The organism is Lysobacter soyae, from assembly GCF_019551435.1.
In the GTDB taxonomy this organism is placed as follows: Bacteria; Pseudomonadota; Gammaproteobacteria; order Xanthomonadales; family Xanthomonadaceae; genus Solilutibacter; species Solilutibacter soyae.
The window spans coordinates 1,124,077-1,140,256 of the sequence record NZ_CP080544.1 but is presented as its reverse complement, the minus strand read 5'-3'; the positions used below and the strand labels follow the sequence as shown (position 1 = coordinate 1,140,256).

Sequence of the window (16,180 nt, the reverse complement as noted above, 5' to 3'; positions counted from 1 at the left end):
TTCAGCCCTTCAAGGTATCGAGTTCGGCCACGTTGATCGTGCGGCGATTACGGAACAGAGTCACCAGAATGGCCAGTCCGATGGCGGTTTCGGCAGCGGCAACGGTGAGAATGAAGAAGACGAAGACTTGTCCGGCCGCATCATTCATGTAGCGTGAAAACGCGACGAAATTGATGTTGACCGACAGCAGCATCAATTCAATCGACATCAACAGAATGATGACGTTCTTGCGGTTGAGGATGATGCCGGCGACGCTGATGCAGAACAGCACGGCAGCCAAAGTCAAATAGTGTCCCAAACCCAGCGCGGTCATTGCGCACCCTCCTCGTCCGGCGCCGCCTGTGCGGCCACGCGTTTTTCACTGACTGGCATTTTCACAAGACGCAAGCGGTCAGCAGATTTCACTCGGACTTGTTCCGACGGAATCTGATGCTTGATGCCCGGGCGGCGACGCAAGGTCAGCATCACCGCGGCGACCACGGCCATGGTCAAAATGATCGCGGCCACTTCAAACGGCAACAGGAAGTCCGTGAAAAGGTTTCGCGCAAGCCACACCGCGTTGGGCGCTTCATCGGTGATTTCGCGGAACGGCGCAAGCTTGGCGCGCACGCCGATCAACGTGAGCATTTCCACCAGCATGATGACCGCGACCACGAGACCGACCGGCATGAATTTGACAAAGCCCTCTCGCAACGGCTCGACGTCGAGATCCAACATCATCACCACGAACAGGAACAGCACCATCACCGCGCCCACGTAAACCACGATGAGGGCAACACCGAGAAACTCGGCACCGGCAATGATCCAAGTGCAGGCCACGGAGAAGAAGGTGAGCACCAGCAGCAACGCAGCGACGACCGGATTGCGTACCGAAATGACGCCGATACCCGCGGCGGCGGCCAGTACGGCGAATGCGTAAAAAGCGATCAACGTAAAGTCCATGCGATCCTCAGCGGTAAGGCGCGTCGATGGCGCGGCGTTCTGCGATTTCCGCTTCCAAGCGGTCACCGATGGCAAGCAACGTCGGCTTGGTCAGGATGTTTTGACCGCGCTTGTCGAAGTGATACTCAAACACATGCGTTTCGACAATCGAATCGACCGGGCAGCTCTCTTCACAAAAGCCACAGAAAATGCATTTGAACAAATCGATGTCATAGCGCGTCGTGCGGCGGGTGCCGTCTTCACGCGGTGCCGAATCGATCGTGATGGCCAGTGCCGGACACACCGCCTCGCAAAGTTTGCAAGCGATGCAGCGCTCTTCGCCGTTCGGATAACGACGTAAGGCATGAATGCCGCGGAAGCGCGGCGACTGCGGCGTCTTTTCCATCGGGTACATCAGCGTGTACTTCGGACGGAACACGTATTTCAGCGTCAGCCCCAAGCCCTTGATGAGCTCAATGAGGAGAAGACTTTTGAAAAAAGGAACAATTCGGCTCATCTCTGTCTCACTTGAACGGCACGAAGACGTTGAAATACGCCATGAGCGCCGTCACGAAGATCCAAACCAGGGCCAGCGGGATAAATACCTTCCAACCCAGGCGCATGATCTGGTCATAGCGGTAGCGCGGGAACGACGCGCGGAACCAAATGAAACAGCTCATGAAGAAAAATGCTTTCAGGAACAGCCAAAGTGCGCCGCCCTTCCAGATCCAGTCGACCAACCAATGCACGTGGCCGTCGTACAGACCTTGGAACGGGCTCAGCCAGCCGCCCGTGAAGAAGAGCGCGGTCAGAATGCTGACCAGAATCATGTTCGCGTATTCCGCCAGGAAGAACAGTGCGAACTGGGCGCCGGAATACTCGACCATGTGCCCGGCGACGATTTCCGATTCGCCTTCGACCACGTCGAACGGCGCGCGGTTGGTTTCCGCAACACCTGACACGAAGTAGACAATAAACAGCGGCAGCAGCGGCAGCCAGAACCAGTCGAACGGACCTTTCGAGCCGGACTGTGCCATGACGATGTCGGTCAGATTGAGGCTGCCCGCGGCAATCAACACGCCCACGAGCGCAAAGCCCATGGCGATTTCGTAGCTGACCACTTGTGCCGCGGACCGCATGGCGCCGAGGAAGGCGTACTTGGAGTTGGAAGCCCAACCGGCAAGAATGGTGCCGTACACGCCGAGCGAGGTCATGGCCAGGAGGTACATCAAGCCGGCATTGACATTCGCCAAGACGAGTTGGGTATCAAACGGCACAACGGCCCATGCGGCGAATGCCGGGGCGAGCCCGATCAAGGGCGCTAGCACGAACAGGAACCGATTGGCTTTGGCCGGACTCAGCACTTCCTTGAAGAGCAGTTTGAACACGTCCGCAAAGGCCTGGAAGATCCCCATGCCGACGTACATCGGACCATGACGGGTATGCATCCAACCGATCAGTTTGCGTTCCCAAACCACGTAAAAAGCAACGGTGATGATCACCGGCACCGCAATCAACAGAATCTTGAGGACGATCCAAGCCAGCAAACCGACGGTGCCAAAGCTCAGGAAGAAGTCTCGAATGGGGTCGATGTACTGCATCATGCTGCACTTGCCTCCGCATGCGACGTCGCCAACGGTGCGGTCGCACCAAATCCGCGTTCCACCCAGACCACGCCTTCTGCGACTGCGCTATCAGTGCGCACCGGCAAAGCCGCCGTACCCGCACCGGTCTTGAGCTTGGCGATGGCGCCATTGGCCAGACCGAGCTTTGACGCCGTTGCCGGATGCAAACTCAAGGACGCATCACGCGTTAGCGGATGTGCTTGGAGCGCTTCGGCGCGGCGCGTGACCGCATCGACGCGATAAATCGCATCGGTTGCCGTCACTTCGAGATCGCCCTGCCCTTTGGTAATTGCGCCACCTTGCGTGAGCGACACCGTGCGGGGTTCGCTACCAGCGCGCAGCCCGGCCAGGTCGTTGAAGCCGAAGCCCTGCCAGCCGAGACCGCCACCCAACGCACGCAGAACGCGCCAACCTTCACGCGCGAGACCCGGCAACTTCCCGGACGGCTCCGTGCCTTGAACATCACCTTGCAAATTGGTCAGCGTGGCCTCCAATTCCGGCAGGAGGGCGATCGGCAGAATCACGTCTGCGACAGCGCGCGTCGATTGGCAGGCGAAGTGACTGAAGGCCACCACGCTTGCGGGACCCAACGCACGACCGGCCAATCCCGGATCGGCGAAGTCGAGGCCCGGTTCGATCCCGTAGATGACGTAGGCTTTGCGCGGATCTTGAAGCATTTGCAGCGCATCTTTGCCCGATGGCAAAACGCCTGCGCGCGCCAAACCGATGGCGTTTGCGCCTTGCGGAACGCGACAGAACTTCGCATTCAAACGCGCGGCCAACGCACGGGCAGCCGCACGCAACTCACTGGCGTAGGCACTGCTTTCCGCGACATGGCCCAACACCACGACCGGCATGTTGGCTTGCCCGATATCCAGCGCTGCCAGGGCCGCCGCCATTTGCGAGGGCGCGACGATGGTTTTTCCGGCCACGTCGAAAGTGAATTCGAAGTCGACCGGATTGACCACATGCACTTTGGCACCGCGCGCCACCGCTTTGCGAATACGTTGGTGCAGCAACGGCAACTCGTGACGGATGTGCGTGCCGACCAAAACAATGTGATCGGCCTGCTCGAAGTCGGCAATACGCATACCGAAGACTTCCGCCTGCGCACCGTCAGAGAGGTCCGTCGCCTGGATGCGATGATCCAAATGTCCGGTACCCAACGCCTTCGCCATGCGGGCAAGCAACTCGCCTTCTTCATTGCTGGTGGCCGGATGGGCCAAGATGCCCAGTTCGTCACCCGCATGTTTCTCAAAAATCGCGGCCGCGGCTTCAAAGGCCTCGTCCCAGCTCACATCACGCCATTCACCATCGGCATCCTTGACCATAGGCGAAGTCGCCCGGTCTTGCGCGTACAGGCCTTGATGTGAATAGCGGTCACGATCCGACAACCAACATTCGTTGACGGTCTCGTTGTCACGCGGTACGGCGCGCAGCACTTCACCGCGCTTCGCATGCAGGAAGAGATTGCTTCCCATCGCGTCGTGATAGCCGATCGATTCGCGCGCCACCAATTCCCACGGGCGTGCGCGGAATTGGAAAACCTTGTTGGTGAGCGCGCCGACCGGACAAACGTCGATGACGTTGCCCGACAATTCGGTCGTCAGCGGCTTGCCGTCGTAGGTGCCGATTTGGAGATTCTCGCCCCGTTGCATCCCGCCGAGCTCATAGGTGCCGGCGATATCCGCGGTGAAACGCACGCAGCGTGTGCACTGGATGCAGCGCGTCATTTCCGTCGCAACCAGCGGCCCCATGTCTTCGTCGGGCACCACACGCTTGCGCTCCGAGTAGCGGCTCACAGAACGACCGTAGCCGACGGACACGTCTTGCAATTCGCATTCGCCGCCCTGATCGCAGATCGGGCAATCCAGCGGATGGTTGATGAGCAGGAATTCCATCACGTCGCGCTGGAACTTCAGTGCACGGTCGCTTCGGGTAAAGATTTTCATGCCGTCCGCAACCGGCGTGGCACAGGCCGGCGACGGCTTCGGAGCCATCCGGCCACCCAGCTCGGTGTCGACCATGCACATGCGACAGTTCGCTGCGATGGGCAGCTTCTCGTGATAGCAGAAGCGCGGAACCGGAATACCTGCCCTGTCGGCGGCGTGGATGATCATCGAGCCCTTGGGTGCCGCAAGCTCCTGACCGTCAATAAAAACCGTGACGTGATCGGGCGGCAGATTCGGGTTCACAGCTGACGGCGGCGTGCTCATGCGGCCACCTCCGAGCGGATCAGTGTGCCGGCGCGTTCATCGTCCACGTAGAAACGCTTGTTCACAATCGCGTACTCGAACTCGTGCCAGAAGTGGCGCAGGAAGCCTTGCACGGGCCATGCGGCCGCTTCACCGAATGCACAGATTGTGTGTCCTTCAATTTGTCCGGCGGAGGCCTTCAACATTTGCAAGTCGTCCATCGTCGCTTCATGGTTGACCATGCGGCTGAGCAAGCGGTACATCCAACCCGTGCCTTCACGACACGGGGTGCATTGACCGCAACTTTCCTTGAAATAGAAACGCGCGATCCGATGGCAGGCACGAACCATGCAGGTCGTTTCGTCCATCACGATCACCGCACCCGAACCCAAGCCGGAACCGGCCTTTTGCAATGCGTCGTAATCCATGGTCAACGACATCATGGTGTCGGCAGGCAGCACCGGCATGGACGAACCACCCGGAATCACGCCCTTCAATTTATGACCGTTGCGCACACCGCCGGCCATTGCTAACAGGTCTGCAAAACTTGTGCCCAAGCGGATTTCGAAATTGCCCGGCGTGTTCACATGACCGGAAACCGAGAAAATCTTCGGGCCGCCGTTGTTCGGCTTGCCGAGGTTCGCAAACCATTCCGCGCCGTTGCGAATGATCGCGGGAACCGATGCATAGGTTTCGGTGTTGTTGATCGTGGTGGGTTTGCCATACAGACCGAAGCCCGCCGGGAACGGCGGCTTGAAGCGCGGCTGGCCCTTCTTGCCTTCGAGCGATTCCATCAATGCGGTTTCTTCACCGCAAATGTAAGCACCCGCGCCCAACACCCCGTACAAGTCGATGTCGACGCCACTGCCGAGGACGTTCTTGCCCAGCCAGCCATTCTTATAGGCTTCGGCCAAGGCCTCTTCGAAATGTTCGAACGGTTCGTGGTGGAATTCACCGCGCAAGTAGTTGTAACCGACGGTGCAGCCGGTCGCGTAGCACGCGATCGCCATGCCTTCAATGACGGAATGCGGGTTGTACCGCAAGATGTCACGATCTTTGGCCGTGCCAGGCTCGGATTCGTCCGAGTTGCACAACATGTACTTTTGGCCTTCACCCTTGGGCATGAAGCTCCACTTCAAGCCGGTCGGGAAGCCGGCGCCGCCGCGACCGCGCAATCCGGATTGCTTGACCATTTCGACCACGTCGCCGGGCGCGATTTTCTCTTCCAGCACTTTGCGAAGCGCGCTGTAGCCGCCCGTTTTCAGGTAGTTCTCGTAGGACCACGGCTTGTCGAAATGCAAGGTGGTTCGAACGACGTTGTGTTCCTCGGGCGCGGGACCGACGGGACCGTAACCTTCCGAATAGTGACTTGCGTGCGCCATGCTTATGCCAACCCTTCCAGCAACGCCGTGACCTTCTCCGGCGTCAACTTCTCGTGGTAGTGACCATTGATCACCACAACCGGCGCGCCGCAACAGGCAGCCACGCATTCTTCTTCACGCTTCAAATAGACGCGACCATCGGCGGTCGATTCGCCCAATTTGCAGCCCAATACCTTCTCGGCGTGCGCGACCAGATCTTCAGCACCGTTCAACCAGCAGCTGATGTTGGTGCAGAAAGCGACGTTGTTTCGTCCCACCGGCTGCGTTTCAAACATCGAGTAGAAGGTCGCAACCTCATAGGCCCACACGGGGGGCAGACCGAGATAGCGCGCCACAGCAGCAATCAATTCATCCGTAAGCCAGCCGTTGTTCTGCTCCTGCGCGGCAAAGATGCCTTGCAACAGCGCAGAACGCTTGCGGTCTGCCGGGAACTTGGTCAGCCAATGATCAATATGCGCACGGGTTGCGTCGCTGAGGACGACCATGGGGTCGACGTGACGCGCATTTTCGAAATTACCTGTGGCCTTCATCGGTCCACCTCACCAAACACCAAATCATAGGTACCAATCATTGCCACGACGTCCGCCAACATATGGCCACGTACGACTGCGTCCATCGACGACAGATGCGCAAAACCCGGGGCGCGCAGCTTGACGCGGAACGGCTTGTTCGCACCGTCAGACACCATGTAAACGCCGAACTCGCCCTTCGGTGCTTCGACGGCGCAGTAGGTTGCGCCAGCCGGCACCGAATAGCCTTCAGAGAACAACTTGAAGTGGTGGATCAGGGCTTCCATGTCGTCTTTCATTTCTTCGCGGCGCGGCGGCGCCACTTTGAAGTTGTCGACGAACACCGGACCCGGGTTGGCCTTCAGCCACTTCACGCATTGCGCGATGATGCGATTGGCCTGGCGCATTTCTGCGACGCGGACCAGATAGCGGTCGTAGCAATCGCCATTGGTGCCGACCGGGACATCGAAGTCGACCTCGGCGTACTTGGCGTACGGCTGTTTCTTGCGCAAATCCCAAGCAACGCCACTGCCGCGCAACATCACCCCGGTCATGCCCCATTGGTAGGCGAGCTCAGGGGAGACGATGCCGATATCGACTGTACGTTGCTTCCAGATGCGGTTATCAGTGAGCAGTGTTTCGTACTCGTCCACGCGACCCGGGAAGGTTTGGGTGAAGTCCTCAAGGAAATCCAACAGGCTGCCTTCGCGCGCCTTGTTGAAGGATTTCAATTTGCTGCCCTTGCGCCACGGCGATTCGTGGTACTTCGGCATCGTGTCGGGCAAATCGCGTGCCACACCGCCCGGACGGTAGTAGGTCGCGTGCATACGCGCGCCACTGACCGCCTCATACGCGTCCATCAACTCTTCGCGTTCGCGGAAGGCATACAGGAAGACTGCCATCGCACCCAGATCGAGCGCGTTGGAACCGATCCACATCAAGTGGTTCAGGATGCGCGTGATCTCGTCGAACATCGTGCGGATATACAACGCACGGTCCGGCGGCGTAATGCCCATGAGGTTTTCAATGGCACCGACGTAGGCATGCTCGTTGCACATCATCGACACGTAGTCGAGCCGGTCCATATAGCCGATGGACTGATTGAACGGCTTGGATTCGGCCAATTTCTCGGTGCCACGATGCAACAGACCGACATGCGGATCGGCGCGCTGGACGATTTCACCGTCCATTTCCAAGATCAAACGCAACACACCGTGAGCCGCGGGATGCTGCGGACCGAAGTTCATCGTGTAGTTGCGGATTTCTTGCATTTTCTCTTTCGCATCGCTGGCGAGTGCAACACTGGCCGGCGCGGATTGAATGGAAGAGGCGGTCATTGCTTCGCTCCTGCAGGCCCGATACGCGAAGCGACTTTCAGGTCTGCGCTTTCGCCAATGGCGGTCACGATACGTGCGTCTTCGCGAATCACGCGCGGCACGCCCACCCTCGGCTCCACCGAAGTGACGGGTTCGTAAATCACGCGCTCTTTCTCAGCGTCGTAACGCACTTCCACGTTGCCTATCAACGGGAAATCCTTGCGGAACGGATGGCCGACAAAACCATAGTCGGTGAGAATCCGGCGCAAATCCGGATGACCGGTGAAGATGATGCCGAACATGTCGAAGGCTTCACGTTCGAACCAGTTCAACCCCGGCCAAATGGCCGTGAGCGAATCAACCACCGGCATGCGCGCGTCTTCGCAGAAGCACTGCACAGTGAGTCTTTGGTTGTTCGACAATGAAAGCAGTTGCAACACTACTTGGAAACGATTGCCGGGCACGGAGTCGGGACGTTCGTTACCGGTCGCGGCATCGGTATGAGTCGGAAACTCACCCCACTTGAAGCGACCCGGTCCCAACGCGTCCACGCCGCGACTGAATCCTTGCGAAGAAACATCGGTTTCCCACTCGTCTTCGCCGTAGCCGAGATGATCGACACCGCAAATATCGACCGCTTGCTCGAAGCCGAAATTTTTGCGGAGCGCGTCGTTGGTTTGAAACCAATCCGTCGCCGCTACCGTCAGGGTGACTTCGCCGCGCGGCAATGCCACATGGACAGCGGCATTGGGAAACGCCGAGCGCAGTGCTTCTGAAAATTGTTCAACGGTCTGGGTCATGAGGATCAGCGCGCAGTAATGACGCGAGTATCTGCGACGTTCTTGCGTTCGCCCCAGACGGTGTCGCGACGAATCTTCTTTTGAAGTTGCAAAATGCCGTAAATCAAAGCTTCAGCCGTCGGTGGGCAGCCCGGCACATAGATATCCACGGGTACCACGCGATCGCAGCCGCGCACGACAGAATAGGAATAGTGGTAATAGCCGCCGCCATTGGCGCAACTACCCATTGAAATGACCCACTTGGGATCCGGCATTTGGTCGTACACCTTGCGCAGTGCCGGCGCCATCTTGTTCACCAAGGTACCGGCGACGATCATCACGTCGGATTGGCGCGGACTCGGGCGGAACACGACACCGAAACGATCAAGATCGAGTCGCGACGCGCCCGCATGCATCATTTCGACGGCGCAGCAGGCCAAACCGAAGCTCATGGGCCACATCGAACCCGTGCGCGCCCAATTCCACAGCGCGTCCATGCTGGTGGTGACGAATCCTTGTTGCATCACCGGGTTGTCGCCTTCAGGACGGAGCAAATCGTCCAGGCGCCCTTCGGGCAACGGATTGAAGAACGGCGTGTGACTCACTCCCATTCCAGGGCTCCCCGCTTCCAGACATAGATGAAACCGATGAACAGCAGCGCCAGAAAGACGCCCATTTCAATCAAGCCGAAAACGCCGAGTTCGCGGAACACAAGGGCCCACGGAAAAACAAAGGCGATTTCGAGATCGAAAACGATGAAGAGGATCGCTAACAGGTAGTAGCGAACGTCGAACTTGAGACGTGCGTCCTCAAAAGGCAGGAAGCCACATTCGTAGGGAGAGAGTTTCTCGACGGTGGGCGTCTTGGGCCCGAGAAGATTGCCGATGACAATCAAGGCAATGCCGATTCCAAGTGCAACCAGCAGGAACAACAGCGTAGGCAGGTATTCGGCGAGCACGTTTCGTCGGTCCCTTCTGTTTTGATCGGTCGCTCCGGACTTTTCGTCCGGAGCGCCGTGATGTGGTGCCCAAGGGGGGACTCGAACCCCCACGACCTAAGCCGCTACCACCTCAAGGTAGTGCGTCTACCAATTCCGCCACCTGGGCAATGATTTCCGCATGAAGTTTTTTATGCGCCATGCGAGCGCATTAGTGTAAACCGTATTAAGGTTTTTGCGAAGGCGTTTGCTGCGTATTTTGCGCGGCAGGCGCTGCATTTTCTGCGGGCGCCGTCGAAGCCGGCGCTTGCGGAACCGGCGTTACGACAGAAGCCGGTGCTTGCGGCACCGCACTTTCGGTTTTTGCCGGTGAAACCGTCGCCGGTGCGGCGGCCGGCGCACCCGCCATCACACTGCCTTGCGCGCCGTTGGCGGCGTCGACCGGACGCTTCACGTGCATCCATGCCATCAACAAGGTGATGACAAAAAACGCGACAGCGAGCCATTTCGTGCTCTTGGACAAAAAGCTCGCGGAACCTTGCGCGCCAAACACCGTTCCCGATGCGCCCGCACCGAAACCGGATCCGGCTTGCGCTCCGGCGCCGCGTTGAAGAAGGATCAGCACGGTCATCGAGATCGCGATGAGCACGTAGAAGATATTCAGAACAAGAATCAACATTTAACAATCATCCAAACGTTACAGCGCGGCAGCTGCGGCCGCGATGCCCAGGAAATCTTGCGCCACCAAAGAGGCGCCTCCGACCAGGCCGCCGTCGACATCCGGCTGCGTGAACAGCGAGGCGGCGTTGTCGGCCTTGACGCTTCCACCGTACAGGATGGGGAGCGAGGCGGCGATTCTAGCATCCAAGGCGGCAATCTCGCCACGAATGAATGCATGAACGGCCTGCGCTTGCTCCGGGGAGGCGGTTTTGCCGGTGCCGATCGCCCAAACAGGCTCATAGGCGACGATAGCGCCATCCAACGCGCTGACGCCCGCCGTCGCGGTGAGTGCGGCAAGCTGAGCGCGGATCACCGCCTCGGTTTCATTCGCTTCACGTTGTGCCAAGGTCTCACCCACGCAAAGTACGGGCACCAGACCCGCAGACTTCGCAGCGACGAACTTGGCAGCGACATTCTCATTCGATTCCCGGTGATATTCACGACGCTCCGAGTGCCCGACAAGCACGTGGGTTGCACCGATATCCTTCAACATCGCCGGGGCGATTTCACCGGTGTAAGCCCCTTTATCGTGGGCGCTGACATCTTGCGCGCCAAAGGACAGGCCGCTTTCCGGAAATGCCTGAATCAGCGCCGCCAAATAGACCGCGGGCGGAAAAACCAAGCACTGGACATTCGCGGGCATGTTGGAAATGCCCTGCACCAGCGCATGCGCTGACGCCGTATCGCCGTTCATTTTCCAATTTCCGGCAACAATTTTTTGACGCATGTGAAAAATCCTCAAACGAGTTTGATTTCGCGCAACCGTTCCATCAAATACTCATTCGCGGTGATGGCTTCGGGATAGCGACTCGGGTTGTCCGGGGTGATCGTCGAAGGCAAAACGCCGACCGATGCATCCGGATTCAGGTGCAAAAAGAAGGGGGTTGAATATCTCGGCGCCCGCGCACTATCGCCCTTCGGATTGACCACACGATGCGTGGTGGAGGGATAAACGTGATTGGTCAGGCGTTGCAGCATGTCGCCGATATTCACAACGATGGTGTCGGCGTCTGCGGTAAAGGGCACCCACTCGCCCTTGCGCGACTTCACTTCCAGCCCTTCGGCGCTGGCACCGACCAACAGCGTGATCAAGTTGATGTCTTCGTGTTCCCCCGCCCGAACATTTGGGACGTCGCCTTCAGGGATCGGCGGATAGTGGATCGGGCGCAAGATGGAGTTTCCGGACGAGGTGCGTTCGACGAAAAAGTCGGGCGCCAGACCGAGGTCAGTCGCAAGCACTTCGAGAATCACGTTACCCAACGCATCCAACGACTCGAAAAGCGCGTATCCGATGGTCTTGAATTCCGGCAATTCCGCCGGCCAGACGTTGGCCTGCATGACATCGGCGTACTTGGAATCGCGCGGGATTTCGCGACCGATGTGATAGAACTCCTTCAAATCGAAATGCGTCGCGCCTTTCGCTGTTTCGATGCCGAACGGGGTATAGCCGCGTGCGCCGCCGGAACCGGGCAAGTGATAGGCCTTCTTGACCTCGTCAGGCAGGGCAAAAAATGCTTTGAACACGTCGTACGCCGCGTCAATGGTTTCTGCGGAAATACCGTGATTGCGAATGCCGGCAAATCCCCACTCGCGGTAGGCGTCGCCCAATTTCTTGACGAACGCGGCGCGTGAGGCCGCACTCTCCGCATGCGTGTATTCACCAATATCAAAGGTTGGAATCGGACCTTGGCTCATTTCGGACTCAATGTGCTTGTTCAACCACGGCAGCCAGCGCGTCGAGCGCTTGGTCCACCAGAATCATATCGTCCGCTTCGACGGTCACCCGGACAACGGGCTCAGTGCCGGACGGCCGGAGGAACGCGCGCCCCCTGCCCTCAACGAGTCGTTTTGCAGCATCAAGAGCGGCTTTGACGTCGTCACGTTCGACCACTTGCTTGGCATTGGCGATCTTTACATTCCGGGTCTTTTGCGGGACTTTCTTCAAACCACGCAACGCCTCGTCCAAAGACTCGCCCGACTCACGCAAGGCTTCCAGAACTTGCAGGGCCGCGATGATGCCATCACCGGTGGCACTGCGATCCAGGCACAACACGTGCCCTGAAGCTTCGCCACCCAAAATGCCGGCGTTATCCAGCAGCATGCGCAAGACGTAGCGATCGCCGACATTGGAGCGCATGAAAGGAATACCGAGATCGGCAAGCGACTTTTCGAAGCCGAAGTTCGTCATCAAGGTGCCGACGACCGGCCCTTTCAAACGTCCTTGTGCTTTCCAATGTTTGGCCAATACGAACAGGATGTCATCGCCGTCGCGGACGTTTCCGGCGCCGTCCACGAGGACCACGCGATCACCGTCCCCATCGAATGCGATGCCGAGTTCAGCGCCCAGCGCCACGACTTTTTCCGCCAAGGCGGCCGGATGGGTGGAACCCACACCGTCGTTGATGTTGGTGCCGTCGGGATCCACACCCAACACATCCACTTTGGCCCCCATTTCGCGGAACACCATGGGTCCGATTTGATAATTCGCGCCATTGGCGCAATCGATCACCAAGTGCATGCCCGACAAATCGACACCTTTGGCGATCGAGTTCTTGCAAGCCTCGACGTAACGCCCCACGGCATCGCGTGTGCGCACGGCCTTGCCCAGTTTTTCTGAAGCCACGGTTTCAAAAGGCGCATCGATAGCCGCTTCGATCGCACGCTCCGTTTCATCGTCGATTTTTTCGCCGTCGGCATTGAAGAATTTGATGCCGTTGTCATGGTGCGGATTGTGCGATGCCGAAATCACGATCCCGCCATCGGCACGCAATGAGCGCGTCAAATGCGAGACGGCAGGCGTTGGCATCGGACCCATCAGCTGCACATCCACACCGGCGGACACCAGCCCGGCCTCGAGCGCAGCCTCGAACATGTAGTTGGATATGCGCGTGTCTTTGCCGATCACCACGACCGGCTTGCGCCAATTGCCGCGCGCCTGATGCGCATGGCTCAACACACGCCCATAGGCATTGCCGAGCTGAAGCACGAAATCGGCCGAAATCGGATGCGAGCCAACCCGGCCGCGGATGCCGTCCGTGCCGAACCATTTGCGTCCGCTCAAGCCACCGTCTCCTCGTCATCCGCCGGCGCCGGCTTCTTGCCCAACATTGCGAGTAAAGTAGCAATCCGGTCACGCAATTCGCTTCGATCGCAAATTTGATCGATCGCCCCGTGCTCCAACAAAAATTCCGAGCGCTGGAAGCCTTCAGGAAGTTTTTCGCGGATGGTTTGCTCGATGACGCGAGGACCGGCAAAACCGATCAGTGCTTTGGGTTCACCGATATTGATATCGCCGAGCATCGCCAACGAGGCGGAAACGCCGCCCGTGGTCGGATGGGTCAGTACGGAGATGTAAGGCAACCCGCGATCACGCAGTCGCGCCAAGCCCGCCGAGGTCTTGGCCATTTGCATCAAGGAAAAAAGACTCTCCTGCATGCGGGCGCCGCCGCTCGCGGCGAAATTGACGAACGGCGCATCCAGGCGGATCGCTTCTTCCACCCCCAAAGCAAAACGCTCGCCGACCACCGAACCCATTGAACCGGCCATGTAGCCGAAGTCAAATGCGCTGGCCACGATCGGCATGCGTTTCAGCTGACCGGCGTACGCAATCAGACCTTCAGATTCGCCGGAGCTCTTTTGTGCCGCTTTGATGCGATCAGCGTATTTCTTTTGATCTTTGAACTTGAGGACATCGACAGGCAGCAAATCTCCGCCAATCTCCCGCAACTTGCCGTTGTCGAGAAAAGCGTGGAGCCGCGCACGTGCCCGAATAGGCATGTGATGCGCACACTTCGGACAAACCTGAAGGTTTTCCTCAAGTTCACGCGCATACAGGACAGACCCGCACTCGTCGCACTTTTCCCACAAGCCTTCCGGGACGTTGCGTTTGCGGGTTTCACTGCCCGCGTCCGTACGGGCACGTGTGGTTGTAATTCGTTTCAGCCAGGACATGGAATGTTTCGATCCAAAGAGCCCGACAGTCTATCCGACCGGTCGGGCAAACCCAATGCGGGTCAGGCCTGACCCGCGTTGGCGACGGCTTGATTGTTCTCGATCAAATTGTCGACGTTTTCTTCCAACATGCGGCGATACAAGTCGAGCATGTATTCGACGAAGGCTTCCTTGTTGGCCGCCGGGTTGGTTTCGTAACCGATGAAAGCATGAGAGTTATAACGCGCAGCGGCATACAAGATCGCTGCACTGACGCGCTTCATGCCGAAAGTTTGGCCTTGTTGATTGGCCAATTCCAGATAGGCATTCGTTGCGGTGAAAAATTGCGGGTCGAGTGCGACGCCTTCAGTTTCGTTTGCCTGGGTGTTGGTTGCGTTATCGTCAGTCATGTCGTGTATCCGGGAGCGTGCCTTCACAGGCGTTTTGGACCTCATGGCAATCGGCGCGTCTGGATTCGAAAACCACTTGACGCATCAGCTCACCGTCTTTGAGGCCGTGTCGGGCCTCGATCTCATCGCAGACGACGATGCCCCAAGGCTCGACGGTCGTGATGATCTCGAATATCTCATCGATTCTAAACCCGCCCGAGAGCAGAAAGGGCTTGGTGAGCTCGCTGGGCAACCATTTCCAGTCGGACTGTGACGTGGTACTCGAAGCTTGCGCCGCCCGGAATACGAATCCGGCAGCGCTTGGAAACTTGGCGTGCAACTGCTTGCCATCCATTCCGGGCACAAGCGCCTCCTGCTTGAAAGTCTTCAGGAAGGGGATGCCGAAAGCACGGCAAAACGCGTCCTCTTCTTCACCAGCGAAGATCGCCAGATTCGGCCGCAGTTGCTTGATGGCCTCCCGCACCTCCTGCTGGGTGTTGTTGGCAAAGGAGGCGACGGAACCCACCAACGGCGTGATGGCCTGACGCATGCTGCGCGCCGCCTCCACCCGAACGCTATGGGTCGATTCGCGCCCGAATTGAAAAGCCACCGCATCGGCACCGAGCTCACCCGCTAAGCGCACATCGCCCGGCCGCATGAATCCGTCAAACAGGGTTCGAGTTCGAAACAGCGATCTCACGCGTGGTGACCTCTTCGGGCAGATTCCATTTTTCAGGATAGCGTGGCCCGATGAACACCAATCCACACGCCGCCGCGGTGACGCCGCCTTGGGTTCTGTCGCGCATCGCCAACAGTTCGCCAATCCAGGACACGTGTTGCCGCCCCTTCCCGACCTCAATCAGTGCGCCGACGATGTTTCTCACCATGTGGTGCAGGAACGCATTGCCCTCAACGTCAATATGAATCAGGTCGCCTCTCCGCTGGACAGCGATCGATGTCAACAGACGGTTGGCATGCGGTGCTTCGCATTGGGAACTGCGAAAACTGCTGAAATCGTGCTCGCCCACCAACGATTGTGCGGCGATGTGCATGGCCTGCGCATCCAAGGAGTGCAGCTCCCACGCCAAATACTGAGCCATGAAGCCCGGGCGGGTTTGCCGGTTGAGTAGCGTATAGCGATAGGCCCGACGCACCGCAGAAAAGCGGGCATTGAATTCCGGATGAACAAGTCGGCACCATGCCACTGCGATCTCCCGCGGCAAATGCGTCGTCGCGCCAAGCAACCATGCACGCGTATCCCGCGCCACCTCGGAATCGAAATGAACCACTTGGCAGCGGGCATGCACACCGGCGTCGGTACGTCCCGAACAGGTCACGCTGATCGGCGCATTTGCCACTTTGGACAACGCGGACTCCAACGCCCCTTGTACAGACGGAACCTCAGCGGATGAACGCTGCCAACCGTGGAACGGGCCGCCATCATATTCGATGCCCAAGGCGAAACGCATGGCTTAAA

At 58.6% G+C, this 16,180-nt stretch carries 19 protein-coding genes and 1 tRNA gene; all 20 read right to left on the bottom strand.

The window, feature by feature from the left end; translation table 11 throughout:
• Position 1: 1 nt before the first annotated feature.
• Positions 2 to 313, bottom strand: coding sequence for an NADH-quinone oxidoreductase subunit NuoK (gene nuoK / locus H8L67_RS05510; RefSeq protein WP_220378870.1), 312 nt, complete (start codon positions 311 to 313; stop codon positions 2 to 4).
• On the bottom strand, positions 310 to 942 hold the full coding sequence (locus H8L67_RS05505) for an NADH-quinone oxidoreductase subunit J (protein WP_220378869.1): 633 nt from the start codon (positions 940 to 942) through the stop codon (positions 310 to 312). Before H8L67_RS05505 ends, nuoK begins: the two co-directional genes overlap by 4 nt.
• Before the next feature lie 7 nt (positions 943 to 949).
• Positions 950 to 1,438 carry an NADH-quinone oxidoreductase subunit NuoI gene (gene nuoI / locus H8L67_RS05500; protein WP_220378868.1) on the bottom strand — a complete coding sequence of 163 codons (489 nt, stop codon included), beginning with the start codon at positions 1,436 to 1,438 and terminating at the stop codon, positions 950 to 952.
• A gap of 7 nt (positions 1,439 to 1,445) precedes the next feature.
• Complete coding sequence (nuoH, locus tag H8L67_RS05495) at positions 1,446 to 2,525, bottom strand: NADH-quinone oxidoreductase subunit NuoH (RefSeq protein WP_220378867.1); 1,080 nt, start codon at positions 2,523 to 2,525, stop codon at positions 1,446 to 1,448.
• Entirely contained in the window at positions 2,522 to 4,762 is a 2,241-nt protein-coding gene (gene nuoG / locus H8L67_RS05490) for an NADH-quinone oxidoreductase subunit NuoG (RefSeq protein WP_220378866.1), read from the bottom strand. The genes nuoH and nuoG overlap by 4 nt, the downstream gene beginning before the upstream one ends.
• Complete coding sequence (gene nuoF / locus H8L67_RS05485) at positions 4,759 to 6,123, bottom strand: NADH-quinone oxidoreductase subunit NuoF (RefSeq protein WP_220378865.1); 1,365 nt, start codon at positions 6,121 to 6,123, stop codon at positions 4,759 to 4,761. Before nuoF ends, nuoG begins: the two co-directional genes overlap by 4 nt.
• 2 nt (positions 6,124 to 6,125) lie before the next feature.
• On the bottom strand, positions 6,126 to 6,653 hold the full coding sequence (nuoE, locus tag H8L67_RS05480; RefSeq protein ID WP_220378864.1) for an NADH-quinone oxidoreductase subunit NuoE: 528 nt from the start codon (positions 6,651 to 6,653) through the stop codon (positions 6,126 to 6,128).
• A complete protein-coding gene (locus tag H8L67_RS05475) occupies positions 6,650 to 7,903 on the bottom strand; it encodes an NADH-quinone oxidoreductase subunit D (RefSeq protein WP_255556071.1) in 1,254 nt (417 codons plus the stop codon). Before H8L67_RS05475 ends, nuoE begins: the two co-directional genes overlap by 4 nt.
• A gap of 62 nt (positions 7,904 to 7,965) precedes the next feature.
• Positions 7,966 to 8,748, bottom strand: coding sequence for an NADH-quinone oxidoreductase subunit C (locus H8L67_RS05470; RefSeq protein ID WP_220378862.1), 783 nt, complete (start codon positions 8,746 to 8,748; stop codon positions 7,966 to 7,968).
• A 5-nt stretch (positions 8,749 to 8,753) separates the two neighbouring features.
• The gene (locus H8L67_RS05465) at positions 8,754 to 9,338 is read right to left on the bottom strand and encodes a NuoB/complex I 20 kDa subunit family protein (RefSeq protein WP_220378861.1); all 585 of its coding nucleotides are present in this window, start codon (positions 9,336 to 9,338) and stop codon (positions 8,754 to 8,756) included.
• On the bottom strand, positions 9,329 to 9,685 hold the full coding sequence (locus H8L67_RS05460) for an NADH-quinone oxidoreductase subunit A (protein WP_220378860.1): 357 nt from the start codon (positions 9,683 to 9,685) through the stop codon (positions 9,329 to 9,331). The genes H8L67_RS05465 and H8L67_RS05460 overlap by 10 nt, the downstream gene beginning before the upstream one ends.
• Before the next feature lie 63 nt (positions 9,686 to 9,748).
• Positions 9,749 to 9,833 (bottom strand) — tRNA-Leu (locus H8L67_RS05455).
• A 57-nt stretch (positions 9,834 to 9,890) separates the two neighbouring features.
• The gene (secG, locus tag H8L67_RS05450) at positions 9,891 to 10,343 is read right to left on the bottom strand and encodes a preprotein translocase subunit SecG (RefSeq protein ID WP_220378859.1); all 453 of its coding nucleotides are present in this window, start codon (positions 10,341 to 10,343) and stop codon (positions 9,891 to 9,893) included.
• Between the two features lie 18 nt (positions 10,344 to 10,361).
• Positions 10,362 to 11,111, bottom strand: coding sequence for a triose-phosphate isomerase (gene tpiA / locus H8L67_RS05445; RefSeq protein ID WP_220378858.1), 750 nt, complete (start codon positions 11,109 to 11,111; stop codon positions 10,362 to 10,364).
• Between the two features lie 11 nt (positions 11,112 to 11,122).
• Positions 11,123 to 12,079: an isopenicillin N synthase family dioxygenase gene (locus H8L67_RS05440; RefSeq protein WP_220378857.1), complete on the bottom strand. Its 957-nt coding sequence runs from the start codon at positions 12,077 to 12,079 to the stop codon at positions 11,123 to 11,125.
• A gap of 7 nt (positions 12,080 to 12,086) precedes the next feature.
• Positions 12,087 to 13,445, bottom strand: a complete 1,359-nt coding sequence (glmM, locus tag H8L67_RS05435; protein WP_220378856.1) for a phosphoglucosamine mutase — start codon at positions 13,443 to 13,445, stop codon at positions 12,087 to 12,089.
• Positions 13,442 to 14,335, bottom strand: a complete 894-nt coding sequence (accD, locus tag H8L67_RS05430) for an acetyl-CoA carboxylase, carboxyltransferase subunit beta (RefSeq protein ID WP_220378855.1) — start codon at positions 14,333 to 14,335, stop codon at positions 13,442 to 13,444. Before accD ends, glmM begins: the two co-directional genes overlap by 4 nt.
• A gap of 62 nt (positions 14,336 to 14,397) precedes the next feature.
• Positions 14,398 to 14,724 carry a DUF3144 domain-containing protein gene (locus H8L67_RS05425; protein WP_220378854.1) on the bottom strand — a complete coding sequence of 109 codons (327 nt, stop codon included), beginning with the start codon at positions 14,722 to 14,724 and terminating at the stop codon, positions 14,398 to 14,400.
• Positions 14,717 to 15,361, bottom strand: a complete 645-nt coding sequence (gene trpF / locus H8L67_RS05420; protein ID WP_220378853.1) for a phosphoribosylanthranilate isomerase — start codon at positions 15,359 to 15,361, stop codon at positions 14,717 to 14,719. The genes H8L67_RS05425 and trpF overlap by 8 nt, the downstream gene beginning before the upstream one ends.
• Before the next feature lie 7 nt (positions 15,362 to 15,368).
• Positions 15,369 to 16,172 carry a tRNA pseudouridine(38-40) synthase TruA gene (gene truA / locus H8L67_RS05415; RefSeq protein ID WP_220378852.1) on the bottom strand — a complete coding sequence of 268 codons (804 nt, stop codon included), beginning with the start codon at positions 16,170 to 16,172 and terminating at the stop codon, positions 15,369 to 15,371.
• Positions 16,173 to 16,180 lie beyond the last annotated feature (8 nt).